The 17452-nt window shown below is 40.0% G+C and carries 17 protein-coding genes and 1 tRNA gene; 10 read left to right on the forward strand and 8 right to left on the reverse strand.

Annotated features, from left to right (window positions below):
• Positions 1–18: 18 nt before the first annotated feature.
• Complete coding sequence (trpC, locus tag ACWATR_RS22870; protein ID WP_460340610.1) at positions 19–915, reverse strand: indole-3-glycerol phosphate synthase TrpC; 897 nt, start codon at positions 913–915, stop codon at positions 19–21.
• A gap of 345 nt (positions 916–1260) precedes the next feature.
• Positions 1261–1443 carry a hypothetical protein gene (locus ACWATR_RS22875; protein ID WP_460337430.1) on the reverse strand — a complete coding sequence of 61 codons (183 nt, stop codon included), beginning with the start codon at positions 1441–1443 and terminating at the stop codon, positions 1261–1263.
• Positions 1444–2001: 558 nt separating this feature from the next.
• Between ACWATR_RS22875 and ACWATR_RS22880 the strand changes: the two genes are divergently transcribed.
• Complete coding sequence (locus ACWATR_RS22880; protein WP_460337433.1) at positions 2002–2628, forward strand: sigma-70 family RNA polymerase sigma factor; 627 nt, start codon at positions 2002–2004, stop codon at positions 2626–2628.
• A 217-nt stretch (positions 2629–2845) separates the two neighbouring features.
• Complete coding sequence (locus ACWATR_RS22885; RefSeq protein WP_460337436.1) at positions 2846–3505, forward strand: hypothetical protein; 660 nt, start codon at positions 2846–2848, stop codon at positions 3503–3505.
• Between the two features lie 714 nt (positions 3506–4219).
• Here ACWATR_RS22885 and ACWATR_RS22890 read toward each other — a convergent pair.
• The 3 genes from ACWATR_RS22890 to ACWATR_RS22900 all read right to left on the reverse strand — a co-directional run bounded on the left by ACWATR_RS22890 (position 4220) and on the right by ACWATR_RS22900 (position 5237).
• Positions 4220–4438 carry a hypothetical protein gene (locus ACWATR_RS22890; protein ID WP_420761188.1) on the reverse strand — a complete coding sequence of 73 codons (219 nt, stop codon included), beginning with the start codon at positions 4436–4438 and terminating at the stop codon, positions 4220–4222.
• Positions 4439–4691: 253 nt separating this feature from the next.
• The gene (locus ACWATR_RS22895; RefSeq protein WP_460337441.1) at positions 4692–4880 is read right to left on the reverse strand and encodes a hypothetical protein; all 189 of its coding nucleotides are present in this window, start codon (positions 4878–4880) and stop codon (positions 4692–4694) included.
• Between the two features lie 171 nt (positions 4881–5051).
• Entirely contained in the window at positions 5052–5237 is a 186-nt protein-coding gene (locus ACWATR_RS22900; RefSeq protein WP_460337444.1) for a hypothetical protein, read from the reverse strand.
• A gap of 654 nt (positions 5238–5891) precedes the next feature.
• On the opposite strand from ACWATR_RS22900, the gene ACWATR_RS22905 reads away from it, so the two are divergent.
• Together ACWATR_RS22905 and ACWATR_RS22910 are read left to right on the forward strand one after the other, a co-directional pair.
• A complete protein-coding gene (locus ACWATR_RS22905; RefSeq protein ID WP_460337446.1) occupies positions 5892–6056 on the forward strand; it encodes a hypothetical protein in 165 nt (54 codons plus the stop codon).
• 824 nt (positions 6057–6880) lie between these two features.
• Complete coding sequence (locus tag ACWATR_RS22910) at positions 6881–7054, forward strand: hypothetical protein (protein ID WP_460337449.1); 174 nt, start codon at positions 6881–6883, stop codon at positions 7052–7054.
• Between the two features lie 296 nt (positions 7055–7350).
• On the opposite strand, the gene ACWATR_RS22915 is transcribed toward ACWATR_RS22910, so the two are convergent.
• A complete protein-coding gene (locus ACWATR_RS22915) occupies positions 7351–7539 on the reverse strand; it encodes a hypothetical protein (protein WP_460337452.1) in 189 nt (62 codons plus the stop codon).
• On the opposite strand from ACWATR_RS22915, the gene ACWATR_RS22920 reads away from it, so the two are divergent.
• The 3 genes from ACWATR_RS22920 to ACWATR_RS22930 all read left to right on the forward strand — a co-directional run bounded on the left by ACWATR_RS22920 (position 7532) and on the right by ACWATR_RS22930 (position 9738).
• Positions 7532–8170 carry a lysophospholipid acyltransferase family protein gene (locus ACWATR_RS22920; RefSeq protein WP_460337455.1) on the forward strand — a complete coding sequence of 213 codons (639 nt, stop codon included), beginning with the start codon at positions 7532–7534 and terminating at the stop codon, positions 8168–8170. The genes ACWATR_RS22915 and ACWATR_RS22920 overlap by 8 nt on opposite strands.
• A gap of 156 nt (positions 8171–8326) precedes the next feature.
• Positions 8327–9364 carry an AI-2E family transporter gene (locus ACWATR_RS22925; RefSeq protein WP_460337458.1) on the forward strand — a complete coding sequence of 346 codons (1038 nt, stop codon included), beginning with the start codon at positions 8327–8329 and terminating at the stop codon, positions 9362–9364.
• 77 nt (positions 9365–9441) lie between these two features.
• On the forward strand, positions 9442–9738 hold the full coding sequence (locus tag ACWATR_RS22930) for a DUF2288 domain-containing protein (RefSeq protein WP_420761180.1): 297 nt from the start codon (positions 9442–9444) through the stop codon (positions 9736–9738).
• 135 nt (positions 9739–9873) lie between these two features.
• On the opposite strand, the gene ACWATR_RS22935 is transcribed toward ACWATR_RS22930, so the two are convergent.
• Positions 9874–11826, reverse strand: a complete 1953-nt coding sequence (locus tag ACWATR_RS22935) for an SPFH domain-containing protein (protein ID WP_460337462.1) — start codon at positions 11824–11826, stop codon at positions 9874–9876.
• Positions 11827–11846: 20 nt separating this feature from the next.
• Positions 11847–12524 (reverse strand): DUF1449 domain-containing protein, encoded by a 678-nt coding sequence (locus tag ACWATR_RS22940; RefSeq protein WP_460337465.1) that lies wholly within the window; start codon positions 12522–12524, stop codon positions 11847–11849.
• A gap of 670 nt (positions 12525–13194) precedes the next feature.
• Here ACWATR_RS22940 and ACWATR_RS22945 point away from each other — a divergent pair.
• The 3 genes from ACWATR_RS22945 (at position 13195) to ACWATR_RS22955 (ending at position 17248) form a co-directional block, all read left to right on the forward strand.
• On the forward strand, positions 13195–15654 hold the full coding sequence (locus tag ACWATR_RS22945; protein ID WP_460340613.1) for an endonuclease MutS2: 2460 nt from the start codon (positions 13195–13197) through the stop codon (positions 15652–15654).
• Between the two features lie 279 nt (positions 15655–15933).
• Positions 15934–17058, forward strand: a complete 1125-nt coding sequence (locus tag ACWATR_RS22950; RefSeq protein ID WP_460337468.1) for an alpha-hydroxy acid oxidase — start codon at positions 15934–15936, stop codon at positions 17056–17058.
• A 106-nt stretch (positions 17059–17164) separates the two neighbouring features.
• Positions 17165–17248: transfer RNA gene (locus ACWATR_RS22955), tRNA-Leu, on the forward strand.
• The last annotated feature ends 204 nt before the right edge of the window (positions 17249–17452 follow it).

The raw sequence follows: 17452 nt of genomic DNA on the forward strand, positions 1-17452 counted from the left end.
GTGTAGTAGGAGAAGGTGTCAATTTGGAGTATTCCTTTTGAGCAAATGACGGACAGCCTGCTCGATATCGTTTTCTTTAATTAAAGACTCTCCCACTAATACTGCATTTGCACCAGCTTCAGCTACCAGAGATAAATCAGTGTGTGCATATAATCCAGATTCGCTAACAACTGTGACACCCAAGGAGAGTAACTGCGATTTCCTAGCTGTCAAAAGGTTTTGAGTAGTGCTAATGTCGATTGTAAAGTCTTGTAGGTTTTGATTATTAATTCCTATTAAGCGAATGTCGTTTAGTTTCAGCACCCGATCCAGTTCAGCTAAAGTATGAATTTCCACTAAAGCATTCATTCCTAAATAGTGAATCACCCGCAAAAAATCTTGGAGTTCTCTGTCTGTGAGAATTGCTGCTATTAGTAGTACTGTATCTGCGCCTGCGGCCCTGGCTAAATAAATTTGGCAGGGGTCGATAATAAACTCTTTGAATAATAAGGGCAATGCCACTCGCTGGCGGATGGCATTCAGAATCTTGAAACCACCATCAAAAAATGACGCCTCAGTTACTACTGATATACAAGCTGCACCGCCTCGTTCAGATGCTTTGGCGATCGCCACTGGATCAAAGTCTGCACGGATCGACCCATTACTAGGTGAGCCTTTCTGCACTTCTGCAATTAAGCTGGGTCGGTAAGGGCATTGCTGCAAGGTAGTCAAGAAATCTCGCACCTTTGGTGCAGCAATTAACTGGCGTTGTAACGAAGCCAAAGACATCTGTTGGTGCAATTGTGCAACTTCTTGCTTTTTCTGCCACACAATCTCTCTGATAATTGGTTGCAGACGGGTTGTATTAACGGCGCTAGAATAAATCATAAATCTGAGAAAAATTTGGGATTGAGGACTGAGAAAGGCTGAGAAGATAAGGCTGTATTGGTGTAGGGTATCTAATGCGAATTCGTAATATCGATAGGCAGAGGTTTTAACTCTCTAGCTATGAGATTTTTCGATTACTCATAAAAGCTCTGTGGATGGATACAGGCTTGGATACTATCCTGGGAATAATCTTCGGGTTCCACTTTTCTTAGTGCAACTTCAGACCGTACATAGTTCTTTACAACGTGTCCCTTTTTGTTGTTATCTCGGTATGACTTCAACAAAAAACCCCAGCTAAATTACTGAGGCTTGAGAGAGAAATCATGGCAAGAAATTATGGTAGACACCGATACGAAATCAAAAAATCTTAGCTAACACCCAAGGCAATCAAAACTAGACTGATGACAAGTAATGTAGCGAATGCCCCTTGGAGTGAGTAGCGATAGTATATGGTGGTGTGGAGAAATTACTAGGGAAGACAGCAAATAAGTTGAAGTATTTATGAGCGGCAACCGATTCACTGCTACTAACGTTAACAAGCTCTTCAGTGGAAATCTCTAAATCGATAATCTGCATATTATATACTCCTTAATTAATAGAATGAGAGCGAAAGTGAAGTGGCACTTTTTTAGAGCAGAAAGAAATAGAAAGCTCCTCTTCTATCTGTGAAATTGATAATGGGCGGTTCCTATTTCCTTTAACGCACAGCCGATGCCAAATATTCCAAAACGGACATATCTATCTTTTGACTGAGCTTTATCTCTCTTTTGACTGAGGCTAATATTTTGGCATTGACAACAATAAGTAAGTAGATTAATAAGCAAATAAAGAATGAGAAATTCGGCATTCTTTTAATAAAAATTATTTTAATTTTATGTCTAACATTTTGCTTTTCAAACTTGATTTTTTAGGTTTTTTAAATAAAAATCATATTATAAGTTTGGTGGTTTTTTGCTAATTTATCACCTGAATAAGTTTGTAAAAATTAATTCTTGTGGTATGAGATCATGGCAAAAATACAGAACATAAAATTACAGTCATGTAGTTAGTGTATGTTCTGAGGTATTCCTTCCACTGAATTATCAAATTAATTTTGTCCCAACCCAAATACTTATGCTATTAAAACAGAAATAATTGTCTGATTATCAAGAGATTTTGGTCGGCTTAGATTATCGCCAGAGATTAGAAAAGATTGCTCGTAAATATACTAGGGGCACAGGCTTATCCTGGGAAGATGCTGTTCAAATCGCCTATTTAAAAGTCTTACAGGCTTTTCAAGCTGGAAAGTTTCGGCAAGGGGAAGTGGAGCAGTTTTATTACTGGGCTGTTACTGTGGCTCGATGTGCGATTATTGATTTTCTTCGTAAAGAAAGTCTGCGGAAGTGCCAAAGCTTAGATTGTAATATTCCTGGAACAGATATAACCCTGTTAGATACAATTCCTGATGAATTTAGCACATTAGAAGCAACAGAGCGTGCAGATTTAATTCTGAAAGCATTAGAGGCTATTTATCAACTTGATAAAGATTATCCACAGCGAAAGTATCTCAAATTATGGCAAGGTAAAGTTGATGGTAAAACACAAACTCAACTGGCTGCTGAATTAAGAATTAGCCAGGGTGAAATATCCAAGCGATGGCAGGAACTCTTAGAGCGCATAGCTGAGTCATTGGGACTATTGAAAATTCCAGATGTCAAATGTAAAATGCAAGAGACTTACCAGCCAAAGAAAGTAGCCACTCGCTCAACAAAGCAATGGTAAGCTAATAAAATTTAGCCTTATACCTTTAGGCTTATACCTGATCATCAATATTATAAATATCAGCATATTTGAAACCATTAATACGTTAACTAATATATGGGTTGAATAACATCACATCTTAAATCCTGGTTTGGCTCCTCAGTCACCCGTGTATGAAATCACTAATTATATATGCAAACTTAAGTAAATTCATATTTTCAATAGGTAGTATTTTAATATGTTAATGCCACAACCTGGGGAAATTTGGGAAGTGAGTCGCTCAGTACAAAGCCCTCTAAAGTTCTCAAGTCAAGAGCAACAGAGTTTGTATTCCCTCGCGGCACAAAATTTTTTAGCAGGCAACTCACCACCGCGCTATGTAATGATTGTCAAGGAACCTGAACTATCCATAGGAATAGAGCAGCAGTGGTTGATTGTTTCTGTAATGTTGCTATCAGTAGAAACAAATTTTATTAGTGATATAAATTTGCTAATTCCTACCGAAATATCTGGATTAAGTCAAGATTTATTGGCTGAAACTTGGCATATTATGCCTGCGCTAGTTTGTAACTTACTACAGCCAGTTGGTAAACGAATCTCCCGCCAGATTTATGATTATCTGCTGACGGTAAGAGATTATCATCATGGGTTAGTTTGTCAACTACCAACAATATCAGAATCAGAAATCCAGTGCTTAGGATTAACAAATGAGAACTTACGCCCTGCAAAAAACTCAAAAATTCAAGATTTTCATCAAGTAGAAGAAGCTTGGAGTGATGTATTGACAGTTCCAGTAGCAGCTTACCATACTTATTTTAAAAGTATAAAATTTACAAATACAGTGTTAGATGAGGCATTGCAACTAGAACAAGATTTGCAACTTGATATTGACGATTAAAAATTAGGCCTTACTGAGTGGAAATATGAATTTGGATCACCCAGAGGCGGAGAGAGTAAGAGTTGAGAGAGTTGGTTTTTGAATTTCATATTCAAATTCAGGAATGCCAAAAATTAAACTCTAAGTAAATGGGCGTGAATAATTAAAGGTTTGTATAGCGATTTTTATTTAAATGAGGTACATAGGTAGGTAGGGTAGCACAGCTGTGCTACCCTACGAGGATCTATATTGATCTATAGTTAATTATTTTTTCTGTACCTTACCTGTACAAAAGCCCATTACTACGAGCCAATTTAATTAATATTACATTGATTTTTTCTGGAAACCAATAGCCAGGAATGAGACTTTCAATCATCAAGTTGTGGCAAATGACAGACTCGATAATCTCACCACTACTAACGCCTGCTGGATGGAAGGTCAGGTACACAAGATGGAAAAACTTTGACTGGATTTTCTCCAAGTATAGAGAAAAATTACCATTTGCATACACAAGTATATATAGGAATCCTACTTGAATCTTGCTCAATATAGTGAGAAGTTAAGCTTTGTATGTCAAGCTTCTAGGCAGCTTGATTATTCAAAAATCAAATAGGAGTCCTATAGCAGTCCTAAATTATTTATGAAATTTTCTGTAATTCTGTACATGATAAATTTCACAATTTAGGTAAATGGTTTATCGACAAGTTTTTATTTTCGGAGAGTAAAGGAAGAGGGTTATGGGGTTTTGTTGCTACCAGGGGCTGGTAGCACATCAATTGCAAACAGAAAGGCTGTATTCAGTGCTTCCGGGCTAGCTGCCAAACGAGGATTGAGCGCACGTAAAACGGTGAGATACGCAGCAGCAGTTTGGAGACCACCGCCACTGATAGTAGCAGATTCCTCATTGGATATTTCGTTTAACAATTCGTTATTTTCGATATCAATAATTTGCATATTCTTTGCTCATTAATTAACAGAATGAGAATGAAGATTTCACACGAATACTCAATGCGAGATATTCCCAAACGAGACTGAACGGCTAAGAAAGAAACTGTCTATTGTCTATTTTTATAGGAGGTGTAATAAATGCGCCCAGCCTAATCACGCTGACGTGGCGAGTATCTTATCCAATTTATTGGAACTGAGCAGGGCGCATTCTTCACCTCAGCTTATGAAAATAAGCTTATGGGATGACAAAAAACGATTATTAACCTTCTGTCAGTGCGCCAATTGTAAACAGCAACGTAGTATTTGCGTCAGCAATGTTAAATGCTGTTGCTACTGTATTATAATTAGCACCAGATGCGAGATCACCGCCTTTGATGCTAACAAATTCTTCAATGGAGATTTCTTGGCACAGTTCGTTATTTTTGAGGTCGATAATTTGCAACATCATTGTGTTCTCCTTAATTAACAGAATGAGAGTGAACAGTGAAGGTGTAATAAATGCGCCCAGCCTAATCACGCTGACGTGGCAAGTATCTGATCCAATTTATTGGAACTGAGCAGGGCGCATTCTTCACCTCAGCTTCTGAAAATAAGCTTATGGGATGACAAAAAACGATTATCAACCTTCTGTCAGTGCGCCAATTGTAAACAGCAACGTAGTATTTGCGTCAGCAATGTTAAATGCTGTTGCTACTGTATTATAACTAGCACCAGATGCGAGATTACCGCCTTTAATGCTAACAGATTCTTCAATGGAGATTTCTTGGCACAGTTCGTTATTTTTGAGGTCGATAATTTGCAACATGTTGTGTTCTCCTTAATTAGCAGAATCAGGATTAATAATTCAGTGGCACTTTTTCATAGCGAAAAGGTACACACATCGCTAACAGTCACAGTTCACATCAAGGTAAATATTCAAGTAAAATGTTTGCTGATGGTCAAACTTCCTTGTCTATTTATGTGTGAACTTAGTAGTGAACCGTTCCTACTTTCTTGAACGAACACTCAATGCAAAATATTTCAAAAATTGATCGCAAAAATTGGCACTAATATCTCATATTGAATGGCTGATAGTATCAGAACCTTATTCAGGTATGGGAGACATAAGTAGGTGGTTTCCTATTTCATTCATAATAGGGACAACACCTGTTTTGCAATATGCCAATTTTGGTTACTAGTTTTGGAATATTTTACGTTGACTATTCGTTCAAGAGAGTAGATTAGACAAAGCAAAGCAAAATCAAGCACAGTCTAATCTTCTTTATTTTTTGAAAGACAATTCATTTAGCATTAAGGAGTCCTTTAATGGCAAACGTCAAAATCGATGAACTATATCTTACATATTCTGATTTGTTGCAAAATTCTGAACACTATCTTAATGAGGTAGCTGATCATGAGATGCAATTAATCAAAGGAGGTTTCCTTGGTGGAAATGGTGGAAATGGTGGAAATGGTGTAAATGGTGGAACTAATAGAAATGGTGGAAATGGTGGAAATGGTGGAACTAACCGAAGTGGTCGCCGCTATCCAATTGAACTTTCCGGCTTCCTTTACGAAGACGAAGGGTTCGGAAGGTAGTAAAGACTTTGTTGGCGAAATGCGATCGCTATCCTCAAAGCTTTGAAATGTCGTAGTCGCTGACACCAGAAATTGCGGTTTACATGAATTCGCTAACAGAGTCAGCAAAACTATCACCAGCCGCCATGCAAAAGCTGAAACGCTTATCTATAAGCAGCCTCATAAAAATTGTTCAATGATTGATCCCTCAATTTACCTTTGAGGGAAACTAAGGTGAAATTGCTCGGCAGACTCCAACCTTGAGTTTTTTCTAGTAGGTTGAATTAGTTTACCGAGCAACTTCTTTCCATCCACTCACGATTGGTGACAAGTTAAGGCTGTAACTCAGTTATCTGGATGCCTAAGCAAGGAAATCACCCTCTTGACTCGGCTATAAAACCGTGCATGAAACGTTAAATTCACACGGCTCCTCAGTGATTCGGTGCTTTGTCAAGCACACTATAAATTCCGAGTTAAAAGGGATTCAAAAGAGTCTGATTTTTTGCCCTGTTTGAATAACAATTCATTTGCATTAAGGAGTAATTTAATGGCTAACATCAAAATCGATGAGATGTGTCTTGTATCTCATAATTCATTGCAAAATTCTAATTCGGCAAGCTTTTTCAATGATATAGCTGATGAAGAAATGCAATCTATTATAGGAGGGTACTGGGTAGAGTACTGCGAATGGGTATGGTATTACTAAGAGTTCGTTCATAGTTGACTAGCATAACTAATCAACTGGGAAATTAATTAGAACAACATTGCGACTATCCCCGACTTGCTATTGCTAAAGTCGGGGCTGAATAGCCCTTAATTAAGGTAGAAGCAAATTACAATGACTTTCTGCCCATTTTGAATGACAATTGATTTGCAATAAGGATTACTTTAATGACTAACATCAAAATCGATGAACTGTTTCTTATATCTGATAATTTACTGCATAATTCTGAAAGCTTTCTCCATGAACTAGCTAATGATGAAATGCAATCTATTAAGGGAGGTTGTATGGAATGTTCCCACAACTACAACGGCAACTACAATGATGAATGGTGGTACTATTAAGTGTGAGTTATTAGTCCTCTATAAAAAATTTTGCAAGTTTTGGAATATTTTGTGTTGAGTCTTGATTCAATCATCGAGTCATTACTCAACGATAAAATAAGGGTTTCATCGTGCCAGGGTCAATATTTGCAATTCTTTTAGTGCATAGTATGTACGTACTCTGCACTAAAAAGAAATTTTATCTGCGTCTGCTTCCCCCTTCTTCACCCTTGGCTTACACCCTAAAAGTCCCTCCACTTCCGTTCGGTTTAATCAAGGTTGGCAATCGGGCGAGTTTTCTCTTTCTTAACGCTGATTCACCCTTGTTGTAGGTAACGCTCAAGCGTCCGGACACTCACGTTAAAAAAGTCTGCTGCAAAGATTTCTAGATTTAGTTTTCCCAAATGGGTGAAGCAATTCATATCTACAGCTTTTTTGCGTTTGATCTGGGTGTTGCGATCGCTTATGCTAAATTCAGTTTGATTTGCATTATCTTCTGTGGACAAAAACCGCGAACCATTCATCAGTCTGGCACTTTACCACGCCTTTAAATGGTCAGTCGTCAGCCCCATGCTTCACACTTACTTTCGGGGCCGGATTTATGGTACGGAAAATGTCCCTCAATCAGGGCCGCTACTGATAGTAAGTAATCACGCTAGTTACTTTGACCCACCGATTGTCTCTAATTGTGTACGTCGTCCAGTAGCGTACATGGCTAAGGAAGAATTATTTAAGATTCCTATTTTGGCGCAAGCGATTAAATTGTACGGTGCTTACCCGGTGAGTCGGGGAAATGCCGATCGCAATGCCATCCGTTCCGCCCTAGAATATCTCAATAATGGCTGGGCTGTCGGTGTTTTTTTACAAGGTACTCGCACCCCAGATGGTCGAATTACAGACCCCAAAAGAGGCGCATTGCTGCTGGCGGCGAAAGCAAAAGCCCCAATATTGCCGGTGAGTGTCTGGGGTACTGAGGATATTTTACAAAAAGGCTCGAAAATACCTCACGCAGTTCCCATCACTGTGAGAATTGGTAACTTGATTGATGCTCCTAGTTCCAGCAATAAAGAAGAATTGGAAGCTTTGACACAAAAGTGTGCCACGGTAATTAACCAGATGCATGATTTGGGAAGATGAGTTAGAAAAGCTCAGATATATGCTTTAGGGAGGTAGCGATCGCTCCTTAGCCTCTGTATGTTTAAGGTCAATATGCTCTAGCAATGAAGTCTAACTTTGTGCTTAAATGCAACTGCTAGGCAAATCTACCATCTATAATTCACCCTAAACAGCATTATGAGCGGCTTTGAAGCCAAGAATCTTTGGGAGCGATTAAATAATCTGGCGTTAGTCCGCTTTTTGCTTTTAGTTGCTTCTGGCTGGGCAATTGTACAGCTTTTAGCTTATTTTGAAGCAGTCATTGTTATTTTCACATTCGCTGCAATTTTGGCCTTTTTACTCAGCTATCCCGTACAAGGACTGCGGCGTTTTTTACCCCACGGTGTAGCTGTTGGTCTTGTTTTCTTGCTCAGTATTGTGATTATAGGCGGTCTGATAATTACTGTGGGCTTAACGGTTTTATCTCAAGGACAACAATTAATTGATAGTATCACTGCGTTTTTAAATTCTTTAGTACCTCTATTAGAGCGAATAGAAGGAATTTTGCGAAGCCGTAATTTGCAGATAGATTTAAGTTTCATTGAAGAACAACTGCGGAATCAAGCTGTATCAACTCTTGTGACTAGTTTGACTATTCTACAAGGGTTTATGACGAACTTTGTGACTTTTGTCTTAATTGCAGTTGTGGCTTTCTTCATGTTATTAGATGGAGACAAGCTGTGGAACTTTATTTTAAAAATTGTACCCAAACATCGCCGCAATAGATTTACAAATATAATCAGAAAGTCATTTTTAGGATTTTTTAGAGGTCAGTTATTATTAAGTGCATTTCTGACAAGTACGACTTTCCTGGTTTTCTTAATATTACAAGTACCTTTTGCTTTAATATTGTCAATAATAGTTGGAATTCTTGATATCATTCCTGGCATAGGAGCAACATTAGGAGTAAGCACAATTACTCTATTTGTGTTGTCTCAAGGTGTTTGGTTAGCATTGAAAGTATTGATAGCTTGTATTATCCTTCAGCAGATACAAGACAACTTGATTGCACCCCGGATTATGCAAGGTGCGCTGAATCTTAATCCTGTAGTGGTGTTTTTTGCTTTGCTAGTAGGCGCTAAAGTAGCAGGATTACTAGGAGTTTTTATATCTATTCCCATTGCTGGAGTAATTGTATCTTTATTTGAGATTGATGAGATGAAGGCAGAGGTTTAGTCATTTGTCATTTGTCAGGAACTAGGAAGTAGTGAATAATGTAAAAATAGCTATCTATAAATCAATATTGGGAAGTGATGTCGGATTTAAGAGCAGAATTGACAGAAATTTTGGATGAGGCAGAGTGGGAGTGGCTAATTCCTCATGTACAACGAGATGCAGTTATTTTGGTGGCACCTGATTTAAACTTGATTGATGTTGGAGTAGCGATCGCTAGTGACAATATTCCATCAGTGGAACAGTGGATTGATGAACAATTGATTACCAAACCCACGACAGTACAAGTTGGAGAATGGAACCTTAACCGCAGTAAGCGATTTAATACCCTGATTGTGCAGCCTTACGTTTTAGCACAAGAAATAGCCGCTGCTTAACTAACTTCTGTTGAAGAAGAATTCAGGAGTCAGAATAGTTAAAGAATCAGAATAAAATTTGATGAATAAATTATACTGGATTCATTCTCAATTCTGACTTCTGACTCCTGGGTGCTGAATTCTTACAATTACGAATTACGAATTAGTTTCTGTGTTGTTTTCGATGACAGTTGGTGTTGGGGTAGTTTCTAAAGAAATGTGGCTTGGTGTGCCAGTTATTACTTGGTTATTGCCACGCACTAGCTGGCTGACTTGACCGATTAATTCGCCTAATTTACCTTCGTCAAGTAAAGTATTGATTAAAGAAAGTCCGCTTGTGGATAGTAGCAATTTGTTAATATCTTGACTACCACTACTACCATTCGCACCAGGAAATGAATAAATGCGAGTATCTCCTAAAACTCCCGGCTGTGGTGCTAAAGCGGTGACAATTTCTGGTAGTTTATCGGCTAATTCTGGCCAAATAGTGGTGATAATTTTGGCAGTGAGATTGGCGTTACTAATGGAATTTTCGGCGGTAATTTTTGCTTGAATACCTTCTGCTTCTGCTAAAACTCTATCTCGGTTAGCTGCTGCTAGGGTGCGAATTGCTTCAGCTTCTAAGTCTGCTGCTTGTTGGGCGATTTCGGCTTGACGACGACGGCGGAAAGCATCGATTTCTACTACGTTGCGATCGCCAATACTCCGTTCTTCAGCTTCTCGTTCCGCAGCAATCACCGATAGGCGTTTGTTGCGTTCGGCTTTTTCAACTTCACCTGCTGTCTTAACTGATTCCTCGGCTTTGGCTTGTTGTGCTTGTGCAACAAAGCTTTCGCGTTTTTTGTTCGCAATTGCGATCGCTACATCTTCTTGAGCTAGTCTTGCCAATCGTTCTGACTCAGCTATCTGCACTTGTGCTTGTAGCTTTCCAGATTCTACACTCTGTTGACGTAAAATCTCTGCAAGCTCAGATTCTTGTTTTTGCAATGTTTGCGCTACATTTAGCTGTTTATTGCGTTCTTCTAGGGAAATATCAGCTTCAATTTGGCTTTGCTGCACCGATAATTTTTTGCGAATTTCTTCTTCTTCAATTGATTTTTCTTGCAAAATTTTAGTCCGGCGTACTGTTGCAGCTTCCCGATCTTTGGATTCTTGAATTTCGCGTTCTTTCTGTGCTTTTAGTGCTTCTACTTGCAATTTTTGCTCCAATTTAGCACTTTCTTGCTCTTGGGCAATTTGTAGCGATCGCTTTTGGGCATCTAGTTCTTTTTGCTCAATTGTCACTTGTGCTGCTAACTCAACTTCCCTTTTTTGTTGAATTGAGCGCTGAATAATTTCTGTTCGCAAACGCACACCTTGAGCATCAAAGAAGTTATCTGGATCGTAGGTAACACTTTCTAATATTTCGGAAATGGCGATGTTATTTAGAGTTAATCCGACTTTTTTCAAATCGGTGCCAACTAAGTTCAACACCTCCTGAGCAAACCCCAATTTATCAGAGTCAATTTCTGCTAAATCCTTAGTTTTAGCTGCTGCTCTAATTGCATCATCTGCTCTTTTTTCTAAAGCGTTTTTAATATCTTCAGGAGTAATTTTAATGCCACTTTGAGATAGTCTAGCGGCTGCTGTCAAAACATCGTCTTCGGAGGCATTAATACATACATAAAAAGTGACTCGAATATCTGCTCGTAAGTAATCTTTAGTTCGAACTGCAAGTTTACCAGTACGTTCCACATCAATGGAAATTTCTCGCAGAGGTACGCGAGTTAGCTGATGAAATCCTGGTAGAACAATACAACCTCCATACAAAATCACTGATTTCTTTTTGATAAAAAGACCCCCAGTCCTAACGAAAGCTTCGTTATTGGGTGTCACTACATAAACCCGCGTATAAGCAAACAGGCTAAATAGTAGTAATAAAACTAAAGCAGCAATAATTCCAGGAAATACTAATCCCCCATTAATTTGGGCAATAGTCGGCTGGATTCTGACAGGGAGTGTCTGAGAAATTAATGTTGTTTGCTTTTGTTGTGGTTGCAAATTAATTTGTGGAACTTCAGCTATTGCGACACTCGGTAAAGACTGGATAAAAGTTAACCAAAAAAGCATATTTTTTCCTCTCACTAAGTTTAATTTCTCTGGGATGAGTTAGTTAACCAGTGTTCTTGATCAGGACTATCTTTAGCAATAACTACATAAATTTGTACCTTGTGTTCAATGATTAAAACTTTTTCCCCACGTTGTGGTGCAATAGTTGCCCAGTCTGGTAGAACAGCGCTAACTGTCAAAAGATTACGTTTTGTATCCAGCACATCTATTTGTCCAATTCTGCCCAGATTTTCCATAGGAATGTAAGCAGACGTAACAATACCAACACAACCTATCAAGCGATCGCTACTTGCATCCTCGCTAAACTCGGCAAAAATCTTGCCAATTGGTCGTGCTATCAATCCTCCCAATACTAAACTGATAATCAGTGAACCAAATAATATAATACTCCCAATAAAACCAGTAATATTACTATTTGAATTTCCACTAATCCAAACATTTAACATCCAACCCAAAAGGCCCCACAAACTCATATCTGTTGCTAGTAACAATATGAGTGGTGCTTTCCCAATACCTACCCATCCCAAAAATTGTCCAAAGCCCAATTCGCTATTGCTATCTGCATCGAGGTCTGCATCTACATCAACATCTGCATCAATCTCTTGCCCTCCCCCACCGGAAATTATCATAAATAAGAATAGCAAGACACCAATTCCCAGAAATATCCAATAGGGCAAGTTGGCTGGGCTAAACAGCATAATATTTCGTAAATGATATGTGCTGGTAGTTGTGTAACATCTAATCTATTTACTAGATTAATACTACAATTATAAATATAATAAACTACATTACTTGTTTCCTGAGCATTTCACCATCAAAATATAAATTTAATTTTTATTTAATGAAACAATAATCTTCTTTAAGATTTGAATAAAATATTAACCCAAGTTTAAATAAATAAAAAATACTTTGATTGCCGACAAGCATATAATTTTCAGATAAACAGTCGCATTATCATATAGGATTCATATTTGATTTCTGAAAAATCTAAATATATTAAGTATATGTAATGGCGTGGCAAGCTAATAATGTATTAAACGTGAATTATACATTCTGTATTCTCTTTGAACTTTTTTTCAGATAAAAACTTAGTCTGTATATAATGTATTATAAAAGACATCAAGTGAGAATTAAGATGAAAGCAGACAGATGGCAAAATAGCTCTCGACTACCGATTTTGAGTTTTGCGGAAAATCTGTAGCAAGATCCGTAGAGTGTTTTTGCTTAGGGCGTTGCACAGCCAACCGAAGCATCAGACTAAAATCCAAAATTGATTGACTATTGACTAAAGCAAAATTTTCTCCTTTAAGATTTATCCATCTAGGAGCTAGAATTGTTACGATAATTTCAGATTAGATGTTGAAATCCTTGATCCAATCTGAAACCTTAGAACTATTAGAATGGCCTCGCCTCTGCCAGCATCTTGCCACCTTTGCGGCAACTAAGCTGGGGGCGACAGCTGCGCGTCATCTGAAAATACCTGATTCTCAGACCCAAAGCGAACAGTTGTTAGAGCAAACCAAAGAAGTCTACCAACTGGAAAGCCGCCTCACCACAGGACTGTCATTTGAGGGAATTCAAGATATTGGCGATTCCTTAGAACGGGCAGAACGCAGTGGAATTTTGACGGGGGATGAACTGTTAGCGATCGCAACCACCCTCGCTGGTGCGAGAAATTTGCGCCGTGTCATTGACAATCAGGAAGATTTACCGATACTCACTGGGTTGGTTGCCGATTTGCGGACTTATCCAGAACTAGAACAAGAAATTCACCGCTGTATTGATGAACGGGCCCAGGTAACTGACCGCGCGAGTCAAAAACTGGGAGAAATTCGCACAGATTTGCGGCGATTACGCAGCCAAATTACTCAAAAGCTGCAAAATATCTTACAAGCAAAATCTGGAGCAGTTCAAGAACAGCTAATTACGCAACGGGGCGATCGCTATGTCATCCCCGTAAAAGCACCCCAAAAAGATGCCATCCCCGGTATTGTCCACGATACCTCTACCAGCGGTGCGACGTTGTACGTGGAACCGAATTCAGTAGTGCCTCTAGGCAACCAACTGCGGCAGATTATCAGAAGAGAACAAGCCGAAGAAGAAGCGGTTCGCCGTATTTTGACGGAACAAGTAGCCGCAGTCAAACCAGATTTGGAGAGATTATTAGCGATCGCCACCACTTTAGATTTGGCAACCGCTAGATCACGATATAGTTACTGGCTAGGAGCAAATCCCCCGCGATTTATCCAGCGGCAAGATAATGAAATCATTACCTTGCGGAACTTACGACATCCCCTGTTAGTGTGGCAACAACAGCACGAACAAGGGCAACCAGTAGTTCCTGTAGATTTGCTGATAAACCCGCTAATTCGAGTAGTGACGATTACCGGGCCAAATACTGGCGGTAAAACTGTAACCTTAAAAACTTTGGGGTTAGCAGCATTGATGGCCAAAGTGGGTTTATTTGTCCCCGCCCGCGAACCAGTGGAAATACCTTGGTTTGATAAGGTGTTGGCAGATATTGGCGATGAACAATCCTTACAGCAAAGTTTATCCACATTCTCTGGCCACATCCGCCGGATTAGTCGGATTTTAGAAGCATTGGAGACTGGGGACTTGGAACTGGGGAATGGGGACTGGGGAATGAGGACTGGGGAAAAGGAAATTCCTAATCCCCAATCCCTAATCCCCAATCCCCAATCCCTAGTCTTACTCGATGAAGTCGGCGCTGGAACCGATCCAGTTGAAGGTAGTGCTTTAGCGATCGCCTTGTTGCAATATCTCGCCAACCATGCCCAGCTAACAATCGCCACCACTCATTTCGGCGAACTAAAAGCCCTGAAATACGAAGACGAGCGGTTTGAAAATGCCTCTGTAGAATTTGACGAAAGTACTCTCTCGCCTACTTATCGTCTGCTGTGGGGCATCCCCGGACGTTCTAACGCTTTAACCATTGCCCTGCGCTTGGGATTAAAACCAGAAGTGGTACAACAGGCAAAAACTCAAGTGGGAGAGGCCACAGATGAAGTTAACCAGGTGATTGCCGGGTTAGAAGCGCAACGCCGCCGCCAGGAAACCAAAGCTGCCGAAGCCCAAATTTTGTTGCAGCAAGCGGAACGTTTATATAAAGAAGTATCAGCAAAAGCCGCAAGTTTAGAGGAGAGGGAAAGCAGTTTGCGGGCTTCACAGGAAGTAGCTGTAAAACAAGCGATCGCTCAGGCAAAAGGTGAAATTGCCCAAGTAATTCGCCGCTTGCAGAAGGGTACACCCACAGCCCAAGAAGCCCAGCAAGCCACCAATGCTTTAAATCAAATTGGCCAGCAATATCAGCCAGCAACGCCAGTAAAACCAAAAGCTGGATTTATGCCCAAAGTAGGCGATCGCATTCGCGTTCCCAAACTGGGACAAACAGCCGATGTGATCACCGCCCCTAATGAAGATGGGGAATTAAGCGTTCGCTTTGGGCTAATGAAGATGAATGTGAAGTTGGAAGACGTAGAATCTCTAGATGGTCAAAAACCCGAACCAATCGTCAAACCCAAACCAGCCCCACCAGCAGTAACCCCGCCACCGCAAAATGTCCCAGAAATTCGGACTTCCCAAAATACCATCGATTTGCGTGGTAAACGAGTGGCTGATGCCGAATACATTTTAGATAAAGCCATTTCGGAAGCTACAGGCCCAGTCTGGATTATTCACGGGTATGGCACTGGTAAGCTGCGACAAGGAGTTCACGCCTTTTTGCAACAGCATTCCAGAGTGAAAAACTACGAACCAGCAGAACAAGGAGACGGCGGCAGTGGTGTTACCGTTGCTTACATCAATTGACATACTAACCGAGAAAGAAGGGTCGGTGATTCTAGAGTAATGAGTAATGAGTAATGAGTAATAAGTAATAAGTAATGAGTGATGAGTAATAAGTAATAAGTAAATACCTATTTCTCATCCACTCGTTAATCATTACTCATTTAAAGTCCTGTCACCGATGCGCTTTTAGCGTCTCGTAGAGAGCGTCATTGCGTTAGCAAAGCGGGGCGTTAGCAAGAGTGCGAATTGCGAATTGGTATAACCTTTCATCGTCACCAAAAGTTGCCAAGAACCTTAATTATGTCTACCGACTTATCCAACAACGATCGCTTTCAACCCATTAACCTCTTTGAGTACGAAGAATTAGCAAAAGAATGTCTGTCTCAAACGACACTCGATTACTATAGCAGTGGTGCTTGGGACGAAATCACATTGCAAGATAATCGTGATGCTTTTGAGCGAGTCAAGCTGCGACCTCGGATGTTAGTCGATGTGAGCGATCGCAATCTAACTACCTCTATTTTAGGACAACCCCTGCAACTACCTTTGTTAATCGCACCGATGGCTTTTCAATGCCTAGCTCATCGAGACGGAGAAGTTGCCACGGCTCTAGCTGCCGCATCAGCTGGTGTGGGCATGGTGTTAAGTACAATGGCAACAAAGAGCATTGAAGAAGTGGCGACTGCATGTAATCAGTTTCCAGATTCTCTACGATGGTTCCAGCTTTACATCCATAAAGATCGGGGATTAACTCGTGCTTTGGTAGAAAAAGCCTATAAAGCTGGTTACAAAGCACTTTGTCTAACTGTAGATGCACCTGTTCTCGGACAGCGAGAAAGAGATAAACGTAATGAGTTTTCCTTACCCCTAGACTTACATCTGGCTAATCTAGCCACCATCTCAGGACTAGATATTTCCCATGAAAAAGGTGAATCTGGATTATTTACCTATTTTGCCCAACAGCTAAACCCAGCAGTCACTTGGCACGATTTGGAATGGTTGCAATCTTTATCTCCACTACCTTTAGTGATCAAAGGAATTTTACGAGGAGATGATGCTGTGCGGGCTGTAGAATATGGAGCCAAAGCAATTGTTGTTTCCAATCATGGTGGCAGACAACTCGATGGTGCGATCGCTTCTTTAGATGCCCTAGCTGAAATAGTAGCAGCAGTGGATGGTAAAGTAGAAGTGCTGTTGGATGGAGGCATTCGTAGGGGCACAGACATTCTCAAAGCCCTAGCATTAGGAGCAAAAGCAGTACTCATCGGACGACCTATTTTGTGGGGACTAGCAGTAGCAGGACAAATTGGCGTATCTCATGTCATCTCACTCCTACAAGATGAGTTAAATGTAGGAATGGCACTTAGCGGCTGTGCCAAACTACAGGATATTGACCCTAGTTTATTGACTCTGCCACGTTTTTAAGCCAGATAATTCTTAAAACTGTTATTCCAGCAAAACTTTGAGAAATAATTTTCAGACTAGTTACAAAATCACTCAATTAGAGTATACTAGTTAAGGTTAGATACAAGGGCGGGTGGCGGAATTGGTAGACGCACCACACTCAAAATGTGGCGGCCTTACGGTCATAGGAGTTCGATTCTCCTCCTGCCCACTACCAGACAAGTGATAGAGAGGTTAAAAATTTATGCGCCTGAAACGATGGGAATCTCCCCGTAAAGAAGGCAGAAATGACAAAGGCAGAGGCGGTTCTGCTAGAAAACGTCAACTCAAAAAGCAAAGGCAAATGTTACTCCAAAGACTCAAGGAAAGTAACAAACCAGACAATAACAAAAATGAGAGAGCAGGGGAAGATAAG

The sequence above is a fragment of the Nostoc sp. UIC 10890 genome, from assembly GCF_054786515.1.

What these genes read in the sequence shown, in the direction of transcription:
- ACWATR_RS22875 (WP_460337430.1), bottom strand. Translation starts at nt 1,443, where the DNA reads ATGCAGATTATCGATTTAGAGATTTCCACTGAAGAGCTTGTTAACGTT.
- ACWATR_RS22885 (WP_460337436.1), top strand. Translation starts at nt 2,846, where the DNA reads ATGTTAATGCCACAACCTGGGGAAATTTGGGAAGTGAGTCGCTCAGTA.
- ACWATR_RS22890 (WP_420761188.1), bottom strand. Translation starts at nt 4,438, where the DNA reads ATGCAAATTATTGATATCGAAAATAACGAATTGTTAAACGAAATATCC.
- ACWATR_RS22895 (WP_460337441.1), bottom strand. Translation starts at nt 4,880, where the DNA reads ATGATGTTGCAAATTATCGACCTCAAAAATAACGAACTGTGCCAAGAA.
- ACWATR_RS22900 (WP_460337444.1), bottom strand. Translation starts at nt 5,237, where the DNA reads ATGTTGCAAATTATCGACCTCAAAAATAACGAACTGTGCCAAGAAATC.
- ACWATR_RS22905 (WP_460337446.1), top strand. Translation starts at nt 5,892, where the DNA reads ATGGTGGAACTAATAGAAATGGTGGAAATGGTGGAAATGGTGGAACTA.
- ACWATR_RS22910 (WP_460337449.1), top strand. Translation starts at nt 6,881, where the DNA reads ATGACTAACATCAAAATCGATGAACTGTTTCTTATATCTGATAATTTA.
- ACWATR_RS22925 (WP_460337458.1), top strand. Translation starts at nt 8,327, where the DNA reads ATGAGCGGCTTTGAAGCCAAGAATCTTTGGGAGCGATTAAATAATCTG.
- ACWATR_RS22930 (WP_420761180.1), top strand. Translation starts at nt 9,442, where the DNA reads ATGTCGGATTTAAGAGCAGAATTGACAGAAATTTTGGATGAGGCAGAG.
- ACWATR_RS22935 (WP_460337462.1), bottom strand. Translation starts at nt 11,826, where the DNA reads ATGCTTTTTTGGTTAACTTTTATCCAGTCTTTACCGAGTGTCGCAATA.
- ACWATR_RS22940 (WP_460337465.1), bottom strand. Translation starts at nt 12,524, where the DNA reads ATGCTGTTTAGCCCAGCCAACTTGCCCTATTGGATATTTCTGGGAATT.
- ACWATR_RS22950 (WP_460337468.1), top strand. Translation starts at nt 15,934, where the DNA reads ATGTCTACCGACTTATCCAACAACGATCGCTTTCAACCCATTAACCTC.